Origin of the sequence: Pseudomonas sp. GGS8 (assembly GCF_024168645.1) — a bacterium.
Lineage (GTDB): Bacteria > Pseudomonadota > Gammaproteobacteria > Pseudomonadales > Pseudomonadaceae > Aquipseudomonas.
On sequence record NZ_JALJWF010000001.1, the window covers coordinates 1402169 to 1419018 of the forward strand.

Genomic DNA, 16850 nt, shown 5'->3' on the forward strand with positions numbered 1-16850 from the left:
GCATGCCGGCGCCAACGCCGTGACCAACATCGTCAGCTTCTACAAGCGCAACGAGCGCAACGAGCGCAACGAGCGCAAGGATGCCAAGACCTATGAATGCCACGCAGGGGCGATCATGGCTGGGGTTGCGTTGAGGGGGGATTTGGCGAAGGTTTAGTAACTCAAGACTCGCCCCCTGTTCCGATCAGTCTGGTTCTACCTGAGGTGCACGAATCTTCCCTTCTAATACCGCTGGGCCCTCGAACTCTGTCTGCAGTAGCGCCAAAAACGCCTCCCGAGCAGGGTGTCGACCTGAGTTTTCATGCCAGTAAAACAGGTTGTCGATACTCGTCAGCTCCGGGAATTCGTATCCTTGCCAACCTGCAGTGTGGCGGTATTGCTCATAGATCCCGCGAGGTACCAGCGAAACGCCGGCACCGGCACTGACACAGCCAACTATGGCGCCATAGCTTGCGATGCTGACAATCGGCAACACCTGGTCATGGCGCAACAGCCATTGTTCGAGCGCGAAGCGGTATGGGCAGCCTGGAGGCCACATGAAAATCTCCTTGCCTTGCAGATCCGCCGCCGTGCGTAAAGGCCCATGGGATGCGGACGCGATGAGGATTAAATCTTCACGGTACACCACTGCACGCTTGAGCCCGGGGCGTTCAATGTTCACCGCCACGATCACCCCATCAAGTCGGTGATGCTGCGTATCATCCAGCAGTTGAGCCCAAGTGCCAGTGCTCAACTCCAGCGACACCTGCGGGTACAGCGCATGGTACTTGGCCAATAACCGGGGCAGCCGTCCCGTAGCACTAGACTCAATGGCGCCAATGCGCAGAGGGCCGCCAGGCGTATTGGTAGGCGCTACCGCGCGCCGGGCCTCATCAGCCAAACCCAGGATTTTCGTCGCGTAATCAAGAAATACCTCCCCGGCAGGAGTGATCCGCAGCCCTCGACCGTCGCGGAAAAACAGTGGCGTGCCAAGCTCCCGCTCCAAGGACTTGAGGCGTGCGGTGATATTGGACGGCACGCAGTGCAACAACTCGGCGGCGCGCGCGATGCTGCCAAGGTCGTAAACCGTCTTGAACATGCGCAGTTGGGACAATTCCATGACTCACCCAGAGTGAATGTTTAGATCAGTTTAAGTCACTTGTAGTGAGGTGACGTGTTTTTGATACTCCAATTAGCACGCATCGCGTGACGCCGTCGCCCTTTCATATCCCTTGATGAGCAGGAGTTTTTTATGGAGTTAGTTGAGCGAAAAATCCAGTCCCTCGCCGAAAGTGTGTTCACCCATAAAGCATTGAATAACGCGTTCTACCAACGATGGATGGGTGGCTCGCTCCCCCTCGCCGACGTTGAGGTGTTTGCTCGAAACTATCTGGCCCGTACCACGCAGACCTCTCGTATGGTTGCCCTGTCATTTATAGGCACTGACGACCTATACGCTCAGGTCGAAATCGTCAAAAACCTGTACTCCGAGATGGGCTACGGCAACCCGGAAAAGGCCCACCTTGCCCTGCTGGAAAGTTATTTGATTGACCTTCTCAGTCGTCTCGCTGATCGACCGTACAGCATGGATGAACTTATGTCCGTGCCTGTGCTTGAAAGCACTATTGCGTTCAGCCGCGAGCAGTTGAGTCTTTATACCGACGGTGGTGACAGCAATAATCCGCGCCACGTGCTCGGCACATTGTTGGCTCAGGAGTGGCTGGCCTATTCGATGCTCACCCGTTTGTACGAAGGAGCACGTAACTATCAGCACCTGTATGCCAATAACGACGACTTTCATGAGCACTGCGAGTATTTCTACATCCACATCGGGGATGCAGAAAAAGAACACAAGATCCAGGCCGTAAAAGCCGCCACCCAGGAATGCACCACCGACCAACACATAGAGGAAGTCAGCACGTCATTCAACCGCTTCCTGGTCATCACCGAGCAGTACTGGAACGGCATAGCCCATGCCATGCCCAGCATGCAAAATCGTGTTGCGTCCGGGATGACGATTTGATGAATACAAGGCCCAGCGTAAAAGTCGCTTTGGCGGCGGTTTTTGTAATCCTTTGCTGGGCCTATTCCCCCATTGGAATCCACATCGGGCTAAAGGCTTACGAGCCCGGTCATCTCGCGCTGGTGCGATTTCTCATCGCCTCAACGTTCATGGCCGGGGTCGCGTTGGTGGTGCGTATTTCCCTGCCCCGCCTTAAAGACCTGCCACTGCTGGCCGTGCTGGGATTCCTCGCCGTCAGCCTGCATCACATAGCCCTCAACTATGGCCAACAAGGCGTTAGCGCCGGGGCCGCCAGCGTACTGGCACAATCCACGCCGCTGTTCAGCACGCTATTGGCGCATTTCGCGTTCAAGGACCGGGTGAACGGCTGGCAATGGATCTGTGTGCTGTGCGGCCTACTCGGTGCCGCTGTGGTAGTCACCGGGGACCGTGGTTTTGGTGAGCTGGACGCGCACGGGCTGCTGATCCTGTTGGCGGCGCTGTCCTGGAGTCTGTATTTCGCCTTGCAAAAACGCCACTCCCAACGTTACGACGGGCTGACGATGGTGTGTTACACCATTTGGTCCGGCACGGTGCTGCTCCTTGTGTATGTCCCGGGCCTGTGGAGCGAAGCGCAAAACGCTTCAACTTCGGCCAACTTGGCGGTGCTCATTCTGGGCATCTTCCCCAGCGCCCTTGCGTACCTCGCCTGGGCATACGTACTGGCGCACAGCAATGTGAGCCGCGCCTCCATTTCGCTTTACCTGATACCGCCCACAGCGATGTTGATGGCCTCGTTGGTTCTGAGTGAACGCCCTTCGGCCATGGTCATCGTCGGAACGATCATTGTGCTGACGAGCGTACTCGCCCTCAATCTGGAACCATCGCAAGTCGCGGTTCCTGCCGACAAAGTTTGAACAGAGATCGTGACCACCTATGAATGATGCAGAAAATCCGACCCTGGCCTACGAACACCATGTGCTGATCTGCACCAACCTGCGCCCTGATGGTCGCCGTAGTTGCTCGGGCTCAGGCGCTCATGAATTGCTCAGCGCAGCAAAACGCAAGCTCGCCAAAATGGGTGCACCAGGAACATCGCGCGCCAACGCATCGGGCTGCCTTGGCCGCTGCGACCACGGCCCGGTCATGGTGATTTACCCAGCTAACCTGTGGTTCTCGTGCAAGACGCCGCAACAGGTTGAACGCATTCTCAATCAACACCTCTTCCGTCCCGATAAGCCGTTGTGACCCAAGTGGCCTAAGCAGGAATCCACGCCATGACCTGGACAGATGAAGACATGCGCATCGCCCAATGGATGTTGGCCGAATACCGTAAACAAGACTATCTACCGCAAGCCTTCGCCGTGCGGGAGATCCGTCTGATGTTCGGTGAAGCTCATGTGTACCAAAATCGCCACGGCAACTGGGCCGTGAACAAGCCGATCCTCGAAGCCTTTAAAGCACTGACTGCTGAGTACGTGGTATGGAGCCGAAGCTTTCAACGATGGAGGCAAAGAACCGCACAAGATCCGGTAGGCATACGCGTGAGCCGCTGACAGGATATCCCGACGGCAATCATCAGTCTGCATCAAACGACAAACAACGCTGTGACCAACATCGTCTGTTTCTACAAAAGCAATGAACGCAAGGATGCCAAGAAACAAAAGGAAAGCGGAGCATGTCATTTCGGAAACGTCCCACAGCCAGAGTTTTAGCTTCCCGGTAGGGTCCATGTTCCCCAGCGACATGTCGGGATTACCCCAAGGATGAGAACAACATGAATAACAAGGCAGTCATTGTTTTTAGTGGCGGACAAGACTCAACAACCTGTTTGATCCATGCATTGCAAACTTATGATGAAATACACTGCATTACGTTTGATTACGGTCAGCGCCATCGCGCAGAAATTGAAGTGGCGCAACAGCTTTCGGCAAAACTTGGTGTGACAGTGCACAAGGTGCTCGACGCTTCATTATTAAATGAGTTAGCGATCAGCAGCCTGACTCGCGACAACATTCCCGTCCCAACCACCGCCAGTTCAGGGGGGAGCCTGCCAAACACTTTCGTACCCGGTCGAAATATTCTTTTTTTAACGCTGGCTTCTATTTATGCCTATCAAGTTGGCGCCACATCTGTAATCACAGGTGTTTGTGAAACCGACTTTTCAGGCTATCCGGATTGCAGGGATGAATTCATCAAAGCGATGAATACAGCCGTTGAATTGGGGATGGACTATAAACTACGAATTGAAACACCGCTCATGTGGCTGAACAAGTCTGAAACTTGGGCTCTGGCCGATCATTATGGAAAGCTTGAATTGATTCAGCACCACACACTGACTTGCTACAACGGAGTAAAAGGCAGTGGATGTGGTGACTGTGAGGCGTGCAATCTTCGAGCAAAAGGCTTTAATGTGTATCTCGAAAACAAATCAACGGTGATGAAAAGCCTGAAGGAAAAACTGCAAATTAAATAGCGTTTAACCGTGCAGGGGGGAGCCTCATCCCCTGCCTTTTACGCAGCCTGTGTTCCAGCCACATACCTCTTAAACAAGGATCTTGCTCCATACGCAGGCAAAACGTTAAAAACAGCGAAACACATTTTTATGGCGATCTGGACATAAACGATATTAAGTAACTCCGCATTCGTCATGGTGCCGTAAAACGCAACAAAACAAAAAATAAAACTATCTATTATCACCGCAAAAAACGTACTTAAAAACACTCGCAAAAATAACAACCTTGCATTCGTAAGCTCCTTTATTTTGCTCAGCAAAAATGAATTTACATATTCAGAAAAAATAAAAGACACTGAGGATGCTATCAACACCGAGGACACGTGCGTCATGACCTCGCCGTAAGGCGCATCAAGCTTCCAACCTGACAAGCCAGGAAGATAGCTGGTCGCACTCAGCAAAACAGTAATGAGCGCATTACTTGCGAATGCAAACAATATGGCTTTTCTTGCCAATCTAAGACCATAAAACTCATTTAACATATCGACTATTAAAAATGTCAGCGGGTACAGAAAAACTCCAGGCGTCACGACAACACCAAGCAATCCAATATACACAAGCTTTGTCGCGGCAATATTAGTGAAGATATATAGTGCAAACAGCAGTAGATTGAGAGCGACATAAACCATCCACGACCTTTCATGCCGATCATTTACCTCATACGCTGTCAATGCAGCTCCGCCAGAATAAAACTTCCTGTACACCGACTTCATCTCTGACCTGCTTAAATCATCCAGTATTTCACTTTTCAATAAATCATCGAGCCTAACTTTGATGACCTTTCCCGTTGAGACAATCATGACAACGGCAAGTCCCTTACTATTCTCAAACCCTAACAGCTTATACTTTTTGTTTTCCGAAACACTATCCATTGAACCTCTCCCCCATTAACTCCCCAATTACAAGAACAACGTCAGAGCAACAGCAAGGTTCACTGGTTATGGACAACCGTTTCGTCGTCTTGTCGTACACCAATTTTTCTTTATTGCTACTCGGCAAGCCCTTTTTAACTATTAACAAATCCCCCGGATCATTTACACCGCTAATTTCATTTTCCAGAAGCACACCGATTAAATTGCAGGCCGTACCGAAGTAGTAAGTCAGCGGATGGGTTGCGACCAATTCGCCAATCCTCTTGCCAAGACTCTGCTCAAGCAAGCTCTCTTTAATAATAGGGACAGCTGCTGGGTTCATATTGCCTTGCAAAGATACGCTATTTTCTATGATTTCCTTTTCTTCAAAATCAACAGTTTCTATCTCTTTATAAGACACTCCAAAAAAATCAGAAATCTTGCGAATTGTAGATTGTTGAACATTCACCACCCTCCCTTCCAGGATATTGTATATCGTAGTTCGGGTTAGCCCACTTGCATTGCACAAGGACAGCTGCGTCTCCCCACGACTTTTTATCAAGTATTTAATATTATTCTTCAAGTTTTCTGTTTTTTCTTTCTTATACATTAAATATCAACCACTTATTGCCTGAGCCAACTGCACCCTTGCTGAAGCTACAGAGGCGCCGCTGTGAGATACCAGCATCCTACACCTCCAGGAGCTGTACAAAAATTAATGTCGCGAACTTGGCAAACAATCGTTAAATAATATTTCACTCCCGACTCTTGAAATGCCATCCCGTTGTTATTGATCACTCAACCTTGCGAAACTTCCCACATTCATTTCTTACAGCAAATCCCTACAGAATTTACTTGACAAGAAATGAATCATTTAATTGTGCAAATGTTCATTTATTTGATTAATTAAATAGAATTTTCTGGTAATAAATCTACCGCTCCACTCTCCTTTGCACGCCGCCAATCAATCTTGGCTTACTGCATGGGGTTAGTGGCTTCTTAAATCTTGAAGGGAATTCCAATATGAAAAAGATCCCCCCTACCCCCTCGGATTCGCAAAATTCATCATCCGACAACACCGTCGACTTACCCAAGCTCTCCGAAATCACCGAACGCCGCGTCAGCGCCCGCCTGCGCAATCCAGACCGTCCCGATCCTGTCAGCCACGTCTTCACCATCGTCCCCGATGCCGACACGGAATCCCTGCTCTGTCATGCCTGCGAAACCCTCGCATCGCTGAATGTCATGAGCACCGATCTGGCCGGCGAACTCGAAGGCTCGCGCCGCAATGTGGCGTTGGCAATCCAGCAACTGGCCGTGCTGGGGGAGTTATTGGTCAATCGGGTGCTAGACAAACTGGACCTGTCCGATGGGTCGGCAGCTCCCTCAAACAGCCAATGCTGAGTAGTACCGTTCTGTTACCAAATGGAGGTTTTTTGTCATGGATCGATACATGCCTATCACCGGCATCGACTGCACCATCGCATCGTTGGTGATCGACACCGAAGCACCGCTGGACGTGTTGCACGAAACCGCGGCCTACCGCATTCGCACCGCGACCCAACTGCTGGAAAATTTCGCGTCTAGCGAGGGCATTTACAGTGAGCTGGCGCGGGTGTTGGTGACGTCGTTGCGCGATGGCTGCGATTTGATGGATGTCATTGGTCGACGATTGCAGGTGCAGGTCTCGGTGTAGTGCCTGGTAAAGAAAAACGGGTGACCTCAGTGAGGTCACCCGTCGTTACCGCTTCAAAGGCTCAATCTTACGCGTCAACAACTCCACAAACGCCTTCGCCATCGGCGACTTTTGATCCTTGCGCTGCACCAGCCACACCGCCGACACTGCTTCCGGATCGAGCAACGGCCGATACACCACACCATCGATACGCATCCGCTGATACGACGCCGGCAACACCGACACCCCCAAACCCGCCGCCACCAGCCCGATGATGGTCATTGCCTCGCCAGCCTCCTGAGCAAAGTGCGGGCTGAAGCACGCGTCCCGCGCCAGGCTGAGCAGCTGTGCGTACAGACCGCTGCCATAGCTGCGTGGGAAAAAGACAAACGGTTCGAGGGCCAGGGCTGACAGGAACAGGCCTTCTTCGCTGCCATCCACCAGCGGATGCTTGGAACTGAGCACCGCCACCAATGGCTCGCGCATCAGTTCCACCACGCTGAGGGAGTCCGGCAAGCCCAACGGTCGCATGATGCCGACTTCGATCGACTCATCCACCAACGCATCGGCCACTTGCGTGCTGCTCATTTCCCGCAGATTCAGGTGCACCGCCGGGAAGCGCTGGCGAAACGAGAAAATTGCCTGGGGAATGGTCGAGTTGAACGGTGCCGACGAGGTGAAGCCGATCTTCAGTTCACCCAGTTCACCGAGTTGTGCCCGCCGTGCCACATCCGCCGCTTTGTCGACCTGTGCCAGCACCAGCCGCGCCTCTTCCAGAAACAACCGACCGGCCTCGCTGAGTTCGACCCGACGATTGGTCCGTTCGAACAGACGCGCCCCCACTTCCTGCTCCAGCGCCTGAATCTGCTGGCTCAGCGGCGGCTGCGAGATGCCCAGCACTTGGGCGGCGCGGCCAAAATGCAGCTCTTCGGCGACGGCGATGAAGTAGCGCAGGTGACGCAATTCCATGAAAACTCCATTAGGTCGTTAAACCTATCAAACAGGTCGAACAATATATTGGATAGAAACATTAGCCAGCTATATGATTTTTTCACTGCCTGATCGGCTGCACCCTCCGAGGTCCGAAGTGAAAACTGCTGTCGCCCCACTCGTCCATGAAACTCCGCCCGCCGCGCTGAATGATGTTGTCGCTGAACGAAACGACATTTACATCGAAAAAGGCACACCGATGTTCATGCGCACGGTGCTGGCGCTGTTCTGCGGCGGCTTCGCGACCTTTGCCCTGCTCTACTGCGTGCAGCCGATGATGCCGCTGCTGTCGCGAGAGTTTTCCATCAATGCGGCCCAGAGCAGCCTGATCCTGTCGGTCGCCACCGGCATGCTTGCCATCGGCTTGCTGATCACCGGCCCCATCTCCGATCGTATCGGACGCAAACCGGTGATGGTCGCCGCACTGTTCGCTGCCGCACTGTGCACCATCGCCAGCGCGATGATGCCGAGCTGGCAAGGCGTGCTGGTGATGCGGGCACTGGTGGGGCTGTCGTTGAGCGGTCTGGCGGCGGTGGCGATGACTTACTTGAGCGAAGAGATCCACCCGCAGCACATCGGCCTGGCCATGGGCTTGTACATCGGTGGCAACGCCATCGGCGGTATGTGTGGACGATTGATTGTCGGGGTGCTGATCGACTTTGTCAGCTGGCATACGGCAATGCTGGTCATCGGCGTCCTGGCGCTGGTTGCCGCAGCGGTGTTCTGGAAAATCCTTCCCGAGTCGCGCAACTTCCGCGCTCGTTCATTGCACCCGCGCAGCCTGCTCGACGGCTTCGCCATGCACTTTCGCGACGCCGGCCTGCCGCTGTTGTTTGTCGAAGCGTTCGTGCTGATGGGCGCGTTCGTTACCCTGTTCAACTACATCGGCTATCGCTTGCTGGCCGAGCCGTATCACATGGACCAGGCCTTTGTCGGGCTGCTCTCGGTGGTGTACCTGTCGGGCATCTACAGCTCGGCGAAGATCGGCGCCCTGGCCGACCAGCTCGGCCGGCGCAAAGTGCTCTGGGCAACCATTGTGGTGATGCTCGCAGGCCTTGCGTTGACGATGTTTACCCCGCTGCCGGTGGTGATCATCGGCATGCTGATCTTCACCTTTGGCTTCTTCGGCGCGCATTCGGTGGCCAGTAGCTGGATCGGCCGCCGGGCGGTCAAAGCCAAGGGCCAGGCATCATCTCTGTACCTGTTCAGCTATTACGCCGGCTCGAGTATCGCGGGTACGGCGGGCGGTGTGGCCTGGTACTTGGGTGGCTGGAGCGGGATCGGGCTGTTCATCAGCGGATTGCTGGTGATTGCACTGTTGGTGGCGTTGAAGCTGGCGAAGTTGCCGCCGTTGGAGAATTTGAAAGCCTGACGCACAACCCTGTGGAAGCGGGCTTGCCCGCGATAGCAATGGTCGGTCCAGCATATGTGTTGTATGAAATGACGCCATCGCGGGCAAGCCCGCTCCCACAATGAACTGCATCCACTTATCATTTTCTGAACCACACACAAAAACGCCCGGCAGATGCCGGGCGTTTTTGTTATTGGGCGACGATCACTCGTGATACTGCGCCGACAGCTCATGCACCGCGCGCAAGAAGGCGCCTGCGTGCTCCGGATCAACTTCCGGCGTAATGCCATGGCCGAGGTTGAACACGTGGCCGCTGCCCTTGCCGTAACTGGCGAGGATCCGACCGACTTCGGCGCGGATGGCTTCTGGCTTGGCGTAAAGCACGGTCGGGTCCATGTTGCCTTGCAGGGCGACTTTGTTGCCGACGCGTTGGCGGGCTTCGCCAATGTCGCAGGTCCAGTCCAGGCCCAGTGCATCAGCGCCGGCGTCGGCGATGCTTTCCAGCCACAGGCCGCCGTTCTTGGTGAACAGGATGACTGGCACTTTGCGGCCTTCATGTTCGCGGATCAGGCCGCTGACGATTTTGCGCATGTAGGCCAGGGAGAATTCCTGGTACGCCGCCGCCGAGAGATTACCGCCCCAGGTGTCGAAGATCTGCACCGCTTGCGCGCCGGCCATGATCTGGCCGTTGAGGTACGAAGTCACCGACTGCGCCAGCTTATCCAGCAGCAGGTGCATGGCTTGCGGGTTGTCGTAGAGCATGGCCTTGGTCTTGCGGAAGTCTTTCGACGAACCGCCTTCGACCATGTAGGTGGCCAGGGTCCATGGGCTGCCGGAGAATCCGATCAGCGGCACGCGGCCGTTCAGTTCGCGGCGGATGGTGCTGACTGCGTCCATGACGTAGCCGAGGTCTTTCTGTGGATCAGGAATCGGCAGGGCTTCGATGTCAGCCAGGGTGCTGACGACTTTTTTGAAGCGCGGACCTTCACCGGTCTCGAAGTACAGGCCTTGGCCCATCGCGTCGGGAATGGTGAGGATGTCGGAGAACAGGATCGCCGCGTCCAGTTGTGGATAGCGGTCGAGCGGTTGCATCGTGACTTCGCAAGCGAACTCCGGATTCATGCACAGGCTCATGAAGTCACCGGCGTGGGCACGGCTGGCGCGGTATTCCGGCAGGTAGCGGCCGGCCTGACGCATCATCCACACGGGGGTGACGTCTACGGGTTGCTTGAGCAGGGCGCGGAGGAAACGGTCGTTCTTCAGGGCAGTCATGTCGGCATCCGGAAAAAAAGTGCGGGCATTTTCTCAGAGCGCGACGCAAAAGGCACGGTAAGAGCCGTTCCTTTTGTCTATCGGGTCAATTTGTCGCGGCGAAAATGCAGTTTCGTCACACCGCAAAGCACTGTGGGAGCTGGCTTGCCTGCGATGCAGACAACTCGGTTTGTCAGGCTGACCGAGGTGATGCTATCGCTGGTAAGCCAGCTCCCACAGGTATTGCATTTCAATCAGGTGGAACGTGATCAGACGCCCAGGTAATCCAGGATCCCTTCAGCGGCATTGCGGCCTTCGAAGATCGCCGTCACCACCAGGTCGGAACCGCGCACCATGTCGCCACCGGCGAAAATTTTCGGGTTGCTGGTCTGGTGCTTGTACTGACCTTGTTCCGGGGCCACCACGCGGCCCTGGCTGTCGGTCTGGATGCTGAACTGCTCGAACCACGACGCCGGGCTTGGGCGGAAACCGAACGCGATGACCACGGCATCGGCCGGGATGATCTCTTCGGAACCCGGAATCGGCTCGGGGCTGCGACGACCACGGGCGTCCGGTTCGCCGAGACGGGTCTCGACTACCTTTACGCCTTCGACACGCTCTTCACCGACGATCGCGATCGGCTGGCGGTTGTAGAGGAATTTCACGCCTTCTTCCTTGGCATTCTTCACCTCTTTACGCGAGCCGGGCATGTTCGCTTCGTCACGACGATAGGCACAGGTCACCGACTTGGCGCCCTGACGAATCGAGGTACGGTTGCAGTCCATCGCCGTGTCGCCGCCGCCCAGTACCACCACTTTCTTGCCTTTCATGTCGACGAAATCTTCCGGCGACTTTTCAAAGCCCAGGTTGCGGTTGACGTTGGCGATCAGGAAGTCCAGCGCGTCATAGACGCCCGGCAGGTCTTCACCGGCAAAGCCGCCCTTCATGTAGGTGTAGGTGCCCATGCCCATGAACACGGCATCGTATTCTTCGAGCAGTTGCTCGATGGTCACGTCCTTGCCCACTTCGGTGTTCAGGCGAAACTCGATGCCCATGCCGGTGAAGACTTCGCGGCGATTGCTCAGCACGGTCTTTTCCAGCTTGAACTCGGGGATGCCGAAGGTCAGCAGGCCGCCAATTTCCGGGTTCTTGTCGAACACCACCGGGGTCACGCCACCGCGTACCAGCACGTCGGCACAGCCCAGGCCCGCAGGACCGGCGCCGATCACTGCGACACGCTTGCCGGTCGGCTTGACCTTGGACATGTCCGGGCGCCAGCCCATGGCGAACGCGGTGTCGGTGATGTACTTCTCGACCGAACCGATGGTCACCGCACCGAAACCGTCGTTGAGGGTGCAGGCACCCTCGCACAGACGATCCTGAGGACATACCCGGCCGCAGACTTCCGGCAAGGTGTTGGTCTGGTGCGACAGCTCGGCGGCCTGGAGGATGTTGCCCTCGGCCACCAATTTGAGCCAGTTGGGAATGAAGTTGTGCACCGGGCACTTCCATTCGCAATACGGGTTGCCGCAACCCAGGCAGCGGTGGGCCTGATCGGCCGACTGCTGGGGTTTGAACGGTTCGTAGATTTCCACGAACTCTTTCTTGCGTTGACGCAACAGTTTCTTCTTCGGATCCTTGCGCCCGACATCGATGAACTGGAAGTCGTTATTCAGACGTTCAGCCATTGTTAAAACCTCATCAAACTCTTCAGGCGCATATCACTGCGGGTTGGCACGGGTGCTGGAAAGCAACGATTTCAGGTTGGCAGCCTTGGGCTTGACCAGCCAGAAACGACGCAGATAGTCATCGAGGTTTTCAGCGAGGTTACGACCCCACTCGCTGTCGGTTTCCTCGACATATTCGTTCAGCACGCGTTGCAGGTGGCTGCGATAGGCTTCCATCGCCTCACCGCTGATCCGCTGGATTTCCACCAGTTCGTGGTTGACCCGGTCAACGAAGGTGTTGTCCTGGTCAAGCACGTAGGCGAAACCGCCGGTCATGCCTGAGCCGAAGTTGTAACCGGTCTTGCCTAGGACGCAGACGAAACCACCGGTCATGTATTCGCAGCAGTGATCGCCCGTGCCTTCCACCACAGTGTGAGCACCGGAGTTGCGCACCGCGAAACGCTCGCCCGCGGTGCCGGCGGCGAACAGCTTGCCGCCAGTGGCGCCGTACAGGCAGGTGTTACCGATGATGGCACTGTCCTGCGTCTTGTAGAGGCTGCCTTTCGGCGGAACGATGACCAATTTGCCGCCGGTCATGCCCTTGCCGACGTAGTCGTTGGCGTCGCCCTCCAGGTACATGTTCAGACCACCGGCGTTCCACACACCGAAGCTCTGACCCGCCGTGCCTTTGAAGCGGAAGGTGATCGGCGCATTGGCCATGCCCTGATTGCCGTGCTTGCGCGCGATTTCGCCGGAGATCCGCGCGCCGATGGAACGATCGCAGTTACAGATATCCAGGGCGAAATCGGCACCGCTCAGGTCGTTGATGGCCGAGGTGGCCATGTCGACCATTTTCTCGGCCAGCAGGCCTTTGTCGAACGGCGGGTTGCGGTCGACCTGACAGAATTGAGGCTTGTCTGCCGGGATGTGATCGCTGCCGAGCAACGGGGTCAGGTCCAGGTGGTGCTGCTTGGCGGTCTGGCCTTCGAGGACTTCCAGCAGATCGGTACGGCCGATCAGCTCTTCGAGGGAGCGCACACCCAGCTTGGCCAGCCACTCACGGGTTTCCTCGGCGACGTAGGTGAAGAAATTCACCACCATGTCGACGGTCCCGATGTAGTGATCCTTACGCAGCTTCTCGTTCTGAGTCGCGACGCCTGTGGCGCAGTTGTTCAGGTGGCAGATGCGCAAGTATTTGCAGCCCAGGGCGATCATTGGCGCGGTGCCGAAGCCGAAGCTTTCAGCGCCGAGGATCGCGGCCTTGATCACGTCGAGGCCGGTTTTCAGGCCGCCGTCGGTTTGTACCCGGACTTTGCCGCGCAGGTCGTTGCCACGCAGGGTCTGGTGGGTTTCGGCCAGGCCGAGCTCCCACGGCGCACCCGCGTATTTGATCGACGTCAGTGGCGATGCACCAGTGCCGCCGTCGTAACCGGAGATGGTGATCAAGTCCGCGTAGGCCTTGGCCACACCGGCGGCGATGGTGCCGACGCCTGCTTCAGCCACGAGTTTCACCGAAACCAGTGCCTTCGGGTTGACCTGTTTCAGGTCGAAAATCAGCTGCGACAAGTCTTCGATCGAATAGATGTCGTGGTGCGGCGGTGGCGAAATCAAGGTCACGCCAGGTACTGCATAACGCAGCTTGGCGATCAGACCGTTGACCTTGCCGCCTGGCAGTTGACCACCTTCGCCGGGCTTGGCGCCCTGGGCGACTTTGATCTGCAGCACTTCAGCGTTGACCAGGTATTCCGGGGTCACACCGAAACGGCCGGTCGCCACTTGCTTGATTTTCGAGCTCTTGATGGTGCCGTAGCGCGCCGGGTCTTCGCCGCCTTCGCCGGAGTTGGAACGCGCACCGAGGCGGTTCATGGCTTCAGCCAGGGCTTCGTGAGCTTCCGGCGACAGGGCGCCCAGCGAAATACCCGCGGAGTCGAAGCGCTTGAGCACCGATTCCAGCGGTTCGATCTCGCTGATGTCCAGCGGCGTGTCCAGGGTTTTGACCTTGAGCAGGTCGCGGATCATCGACACCGGGCGGTTATCCACCAGTGACGTGTATTCCTTGAATTTGGCGTAGTCGCCCTGCTGCACTGCGGCTTGCAAGGTGTTGACCACGTCCGGGTTGTAGGCGTGATATTCGCCACCGTGGACGAACTTCAACAGACCGCCCTGCTGGATCGGCTTGCGCGGGCTCCAGGCTTCGGCCGCCAAGGCTTTCTGCTCAGCTTCGATGTCGACGAAACGCGCACCCTTGATGCGGCTTGGCACGCCACGGAAGCTCAGTTCGCAGACTTCTTCGGAGAGGCCGATCGCTTCGAACAACTGCGCACCGCGATACGACGTGATGGTCGAAATGCCCATCTTCGACAGGATCTTGAGCAGGCCCTTGGTGATCCCTTTGCGGTAGTTCTTGAACACCTCATAGAGGTCGCCCAGCACTTCACCGGTGCGGATCAGGTCGCCCAGCACTTCGTAAGCCAGGAACGGATAAACCGCCGAAGCACCGAAGCCGATCAGCACCGCGAAGTGATGCGGGTCGCGAGCGGTAGCGGTTTCCACCAGGATGTTGGAGTCGCAACGCAGGCCTTTTTCGGTCAGGCGATGGTGTACCGCGCCGGTGGCGAGCGAAGCGTGAATCGGTAGCTTGCCCGGGGCGATATGACGGTCACTCAGCACGATCTGGGTGCGACCGGCGCGCACGGCTTCTTCAGCTTGATCGGCGACATTGCGCACTGCGGCTTCGAGGCCGACGCTCTCGTCGTAGTTGAGGTCGATGATCTGGCGTTCAAAGCCTGGACGATCGAGGTTCATCAGCGAGCGCCACTTGGCCGGCGAAACGACCGGCGAGCTGAGGATCACGCGCGAGGCGTGTTCCGGCGACTCCTGGAAGATGTTGCGCTCGGCGCCGAGGCAGACTTCCAGCGACATGACGATGGCTTCGCGCAGCGGGTCGATCGGCGGGTTGGTGACCTGCGCGAACTGCTGACGGAAATAGTCGTACGGCGTACGCACGCGCTGGGACAGCACGGCCATTGGCGTATCGTCGCCCATCGAGCCGACAGCTTCGTAGCCTTGCTCGCCGAGCGGACGCAGCACCTGGTCGCGCTCTTCGAACGTGACCTGGTACATCTTCATGTATTGCTTGAGCTGATCGACGTCGTAGAACGCCGAACCGTGGTCGTTGTCTTCCATGGTCGCCTGGATGCGCAGGGCATTCTTGCGCAGCCATTGCTTGTACGGATGACGGGACTTCAAGCGGTTGTCGATAGCGTCGGTGTCGAGGATCTGACCGGTTTCAGTATCCACGGCAAAGATCTGCCCCGGGCCAACACGCCCCTTGGCGATCACGTCTTCAGGCTGGTAGTTCCAGACACCGATTTCCGAGGCCAGGGTGATGAAACCGTTCTTGGTGGTGACCCAACGCGCCGGACGCAGACCGTTACGGTCGAGCAGGCACACCGCGTAACGACCATCGGTCATGACCACGCCGGCCGGGCCGTCCCACGGTTCCATGTGCATCGAGTTGTATTCGTAGAACGCACGCAGATCCGGGTCCATGGTTTCGACGTTCTGCCACGCAGGCGGAATGATCATCCGCACGCCACGGAACAGGTCGATGCCACCGGTGACCATCAGCTCGAGCATGTTGTCCATGCTGGAGGAGTCGGAACCGACACGGTTGACCAGCGGGCCGAGCTCTTCCAGATCCATCAGATCGTTGGTGAACTTGGTGCGACGAGCCACAGCCCAGTTGCGGTTGCCGGTGATGGTGTTGATCTCGCCGTTGTGGGCGAGAAAACGGAACGGCTGCGCCAGCGGCCATTTCGGCAGCGTGTTGGTCGAAAAGCGCTGGTGGAACACGCAGATCGAGGTTTGCAGGCGCTGATCGCTCAGGTCTGGATAGAAGGCGGTCAAGTCCGCCGGCATCATCAGGCCTTTATAAATAATGGTCTTGTGGGAAAAGCTGCAGATGTAGTGATCGACGTCGGCGGCGTTGGCCACGGACGAGCGACGACGAGCGCTGAACAGCTTGATCGCCATGTCCTGATCGCTCAGGCCTTCACCACCGATGAACACTTGCTCGATCAGCGGCAGGCGCTCAAGGGCCAGGCGGCCGAGTACGCTGGTGTCGATCGGCACTTTGCGCCAGCCGATCAGCGTGAGGCCTTCGGCCAGGATCTCGCGGTTCATGTTCTCGCGAGCGGCTTCGGCTTTCACCGGATCCTGGTTGAAGAAGACCATGCCCACGGCATATTGCTTGGGCAGTTCGACGCCGAAGGTTTCCTGGGCGATGGCACGCAGGAACACATCCGGCTTTTGAATCAGCAGACCGCAACCGTCACCGGTCTTGCCGTCGGCGTTGATCCCACCGCGGTGGGTCATGCAGGTCAGGGCCTCAATGGCCGTTTGCAAAAGGGTATGACTGGGCTCGCCCTGCATATGGGCTATCAGGCCAAAACCGCAGTTATCCTTGAATTCATCTGGTTGGTACAGACCTGCTTTCATAGACACTTTCTCACCAGGCTGCCTCTTACCGAGGCAAATTTCTTTTCAATTCAACCAGTTACCATCCAC

General features: G+C 56.5%; 16 protein-coding genes and 1 pseudogene. 10 read left to right on the top strand and 7 right to left on the bottom strand.

Annotation, left to right across the window (positions count from 1 at the left end; all coding sequences use genetic code 11):
- Positions 1-19 precede the first annotated feature (19 nt).
- Positions 20-157: a hypothetical protein gene (locus tag J3D54_RS06110; protein ID WP_253417129.1), complete on the top strand. Its 138-nt coding sequence runs from the start codon at positions 20-22 to the stop codon at positions 155-157.
- Between the two features lie 27 nt (positions 158-184).
- Here the strand turns inward: J3D54_RS06110 and J3D54_RS06115 are convergent, their stop codons facing one another.
- Entirely contained in the window at positions 185-1099 is a 915-nt protein-coding gene (locus J3D54_RS06115) for a LysR family transcriptional regulator (protein WP_253417130.1), read from the bottom strand.
- A 132-nt stretch (positions 1100-1231) separates the two neighbouring features.
- On the opposite strand from J3D54_RS06115, the gene J3D54_RS06120 reads away from it, so the two are divergent.
- The 6 genes and pseudogenes from J3D54_RS06120 (at position 1232) to queC (ending at position 4457) form a co-directional block, all read left to right on the top strand.
- The gene (locus J3D54_RS06120) at positions 1232-2002 is read left to right on the top strand and encodes an iron-containing redox enzyme family protein (protein WP_253417131.1); all 771 of its coding nucleotides are present in this window, start codon (positions 1232-1234) and stop codon (positions 2000-2002) included.
- Positions 2002-2898: a DMT family transporter gene (locus J3D54_RS06125; RefSeq protein ID WP_253417132.1), complete on the top strand. Its 897-nt coding sequence runs from the start codon at positions 2002-2004 to the stop codon at positions 2896-2898. Before J3D54_RS06120 ends, J3D54_RS06125 begins: the two co-directional genes overlap by 1 nt.
- A 19-nt stretch (positions 2899-2917) precedes the next feature.
- On the top strand, positions 2918-3229 hold the full coding sequence (locus tag J3D54_RS06130) for a ferredoxin (protein ID WP_253417133.1): 312 nt from the start codon (positions 2918-2920) through the stop codon (positions 3227-3229).
- A gap of 29 nt (positions 3230-3258) precedes the next feature.
- Complete coding sequence (locus tag J3D54_RS06135; protein WP_253417134.1) at positions 3259-3537, top strand: hypothetical protein; 279 nt, start codon at positions 3259-3261, stop codon at positions 3535-3537.
- A 6-nt stretch (positions 3538-3543) separates the two neighbouring features.
- Positions 3544-3639 (top strand): annotated as a pseudogene (locus J3D54_RS06140) (excinuclease); the annotation flags it as partial.
- A 119-nt stretch (positions 3640-3758) separates the two neighbouring features.
- Positions 3759-4457, top strand: coding sequence for a 7-cyano-7-deazaguanine synthase QueC (gene queC, locus J3D54_RS06145; protein ID WP_253417135.1), 699 nt, complete (start codon positions 3759-3761; stop codon positions 4455-4457).
- A gap of 38 nt (positions 4458-4495) precedes the next feature.
- Here queC and J3D54_RS06150 read toward each other — a convergent pair whose 3' ends face one another.
- Together J3D54_RS06150 and J3D54_RS06155 are read right to left on the bottom strand one after the other, a co-directional pair.
- Positions 4496-5368 carry a queuosine precursor transporter gene (locus J3D54_RS06150; RefSeq protein WP_253417136.1) on the bottom strand — a complete coding sequence of 291 codons (873 nt, stop codon included), beginning with the start codon at positions 5366-5368 and terminating at the stop codon, positions 4496-4498.
- A complete protein-coding gene (locus J3D54_RS06155) occupies positions 5361-5957 on the bottom strand; it encodes a helix-turn-helix transcriptional regulator (protein ID WP_253417137.1) in 597 nt (198 codons plus the stop codon). Before J3D54_RS06155 ends, J3D54_RS06150 begins: the two co-directional genes overlap by 8 nt.
- A gap of 413 nt (positions 5958-6370) precedes the next feature.
- Between J3D54_RS06155 and J3D54_RS06160 the strand changes: the two genes are divergently transcribed.
- Positions 6371-6751, top strand: coding sequence for a DUF6124 family protein (locus J3D54_RS06160; RefSeq protein WP_253417138.1), 381 nt, complete (start codon positions 6371-6373; stop codon positions 6749-6751).
- A 37-nt stretch (positions 6752-6788) separates the two neighbouring features.
- Positions 6789-7043 (top strand): hypothetical protein, encoded by a 255-nt coding sequence (locus J3D54_RS06165; RefSeq protein ID WP_253417139.1) that lies wholly within the window; start codon positions 6789-6791, stop codon positions 7041-7043.
- A gap of 45 nt (positions 7044-7088) precedes the next feature.
- Here J3D54_RS06165 and J3D54_RS06170 read toward each other — a convergent pair whose 3' ends face one another.
- Entirely contained in the window at positions 7089-7991 is a 903-nt protein-coding gene (locus J3D54_RS06170; RefSeq protein ID WP_253417140.1) for a LysR family transcriptional regulator, read from the bottom strand.
- Positions 7992-8109: 118 nt separating this feature from the next.
- Between J3D54_RS06170 and J3D54_RS06175 the strand changes: the two genes are divergently transcribed.
- Complete coding sequence (locus J3D54_RS06175) at positions 8110-9384, top strand: MFS transporter (protein WP_253417141.1); 1275 nt, start codon at positions 8110-8112, stop codon at positions 9382-9384.
- A gap of 183 nt (positions 9385-9567) precedes the next feature.
- Here J3D54_RS06175 and hemE read toward each other — a convergent pair whose 3' ends face one another.
- The 3 genes from hemE to gltB all read right to left on the bottom strand — a co-directional run bounded on the left by hemE (position 9568) and on the right by gltB (position 16781).
- A complete protein-coding gene (gene hemE / locus J3D54_RS06180) occupies positions 9568-10635 on the bottom strand; it encodes a uroporphyrinogen decarboxylase (RefSeq protein ID WP_253417142.1) in 1068 nt (355 codons plus the stop codon).
- A gap of 248 nt (positions 10636-10883) precedes the next feature.
- The gene (locus J3D54_RS06185; protein WP_253417143.1) at positions 10884-12302 is read right to left on the bottom strand and encodes an FAD-dependent oxidoreductase; all 1419 of its coding nucleotides are present in this window, start codon (positions 12300-12302) and stop codon (positions 10884-10886) included.
- 33 nt (positions 12303-12335) lie between these two features.
- Complete coding sequence (gltB, locus tag J3D54_RS06190) at positions 12336-16781, bottom strand: glutamate synthase large subunit (RefSeq protein WP_253417144.1); 4446 nt, start codon at positions 16779-16781, stop codon at positions 12336-12338.
- Positions 16782-16850: the final 69 nt, after the last annotated feature.

What these genes read in the sequence shown, in the direction of transcription:
- J3D54_RS06115 (WP_253417130.1), bottom strand. Translation starts at nt 1,099, where the DNA reads ATGGAATTGTCCCAACTGCGCATGTTCAAGACGGTTTACGACCTTGGC.
- J3D54_RS06120 (WP_253417131.1), top strand. Translation starts at nt 1,232, where the DNA reads ATGGAGTTAGTTGAGCGAAAAATCCAGTCCCTCGCCGAAAGTGTGTTC.
- J3D54_RS06125 (WP_253417132.1), top strand. Translation starts at nt 2,002, where the DNA reads ATGAATACAAGGCCCAGCGTAAAAGTCGCTTTGGCGGCGGTTTTTGTA.
- J3D54_RS06130 (WP_253417133.1), top strand. Translation starts at nt 2,918, where the DNA reads ATGAATGATGCAGAAAATCCGACCCTGGCCTACGAACACCATGTGCTG.
- J3D54_RS06135 (WP_253417134.1), top strand. Translation starts at nt 3,259, where the DNA reads ATGACCTGGACAGATGAAGACATGCGCATCGCCCAATGGATGTTGGCC.
- queC (WP_253417135.1), top strand. Translation starts at nt 3,759, where the DNA reads ATGAATAACAAGGCAGTCATTGTTTTTAGTGGCGGACAAGACTCAACA.
- J3D54_RS06150 (WP_253417136.1), bottom strand. Translation starts at nt 5,368, where the DNA reads ATGGATAGTGTTTCGGAAAACAAAAAGTATAAGCTGTTAGGGTTTGAG.
- J3D54_RS06155 (WP_253417137.1), bottom strand. Translation starts at nt 5,957, where the DNA reads ATGTATAAGAAAGAAAAAACAGAAAACTTGAAGAATAATATTAAATAC.
- J3D54_RS06160 (WP_253417138.1), top strand. Translation starts at nt 6,371, where the DNA reads ATGAAAAAGATCCCCCCTACCCCCTCGGATTCGCAAAATTCATCATCC.
- J3D54_RS06165 (WP_253417139.1), top strand. Translation starts at nt 6,789, where the DNA reads ATGGATCGATACATGCCTATCACCGGCATCGACTGCACCATCGCATCG.
- J3D54_RS06170 (WP_253417140.1), bottom strand. Translation starts at nt 7,991, where the DNA reads ATGGAATTGCGTCACCTGCGCTACTTCATCGCCGTCGCCGAAGAGCTG.
- hemE (WP_253417142.1), bottom strand. Translation starts at nt 10,635, where the DNA reads ATGACTGCCCTGAAGAACGACCGTTTCCTCCGCGCCCTGCTCAAGCAA.
- J3D54_RS06185 (WP_253417143.1), bottom strand. Translation starts at nt 12,302, where the DNA reads ATGGCTGAACGTCTGAATAACGACTTCCAGTTCATCGATGTCGGGCGC.
- gltB (WP_253417144.1), bottom strand. Translation starts at nt 16,781, where the DNA reads ATGAAAGCAGGTCTGTACCAACCAGATGAATTCAAGGATAACTGCGGT.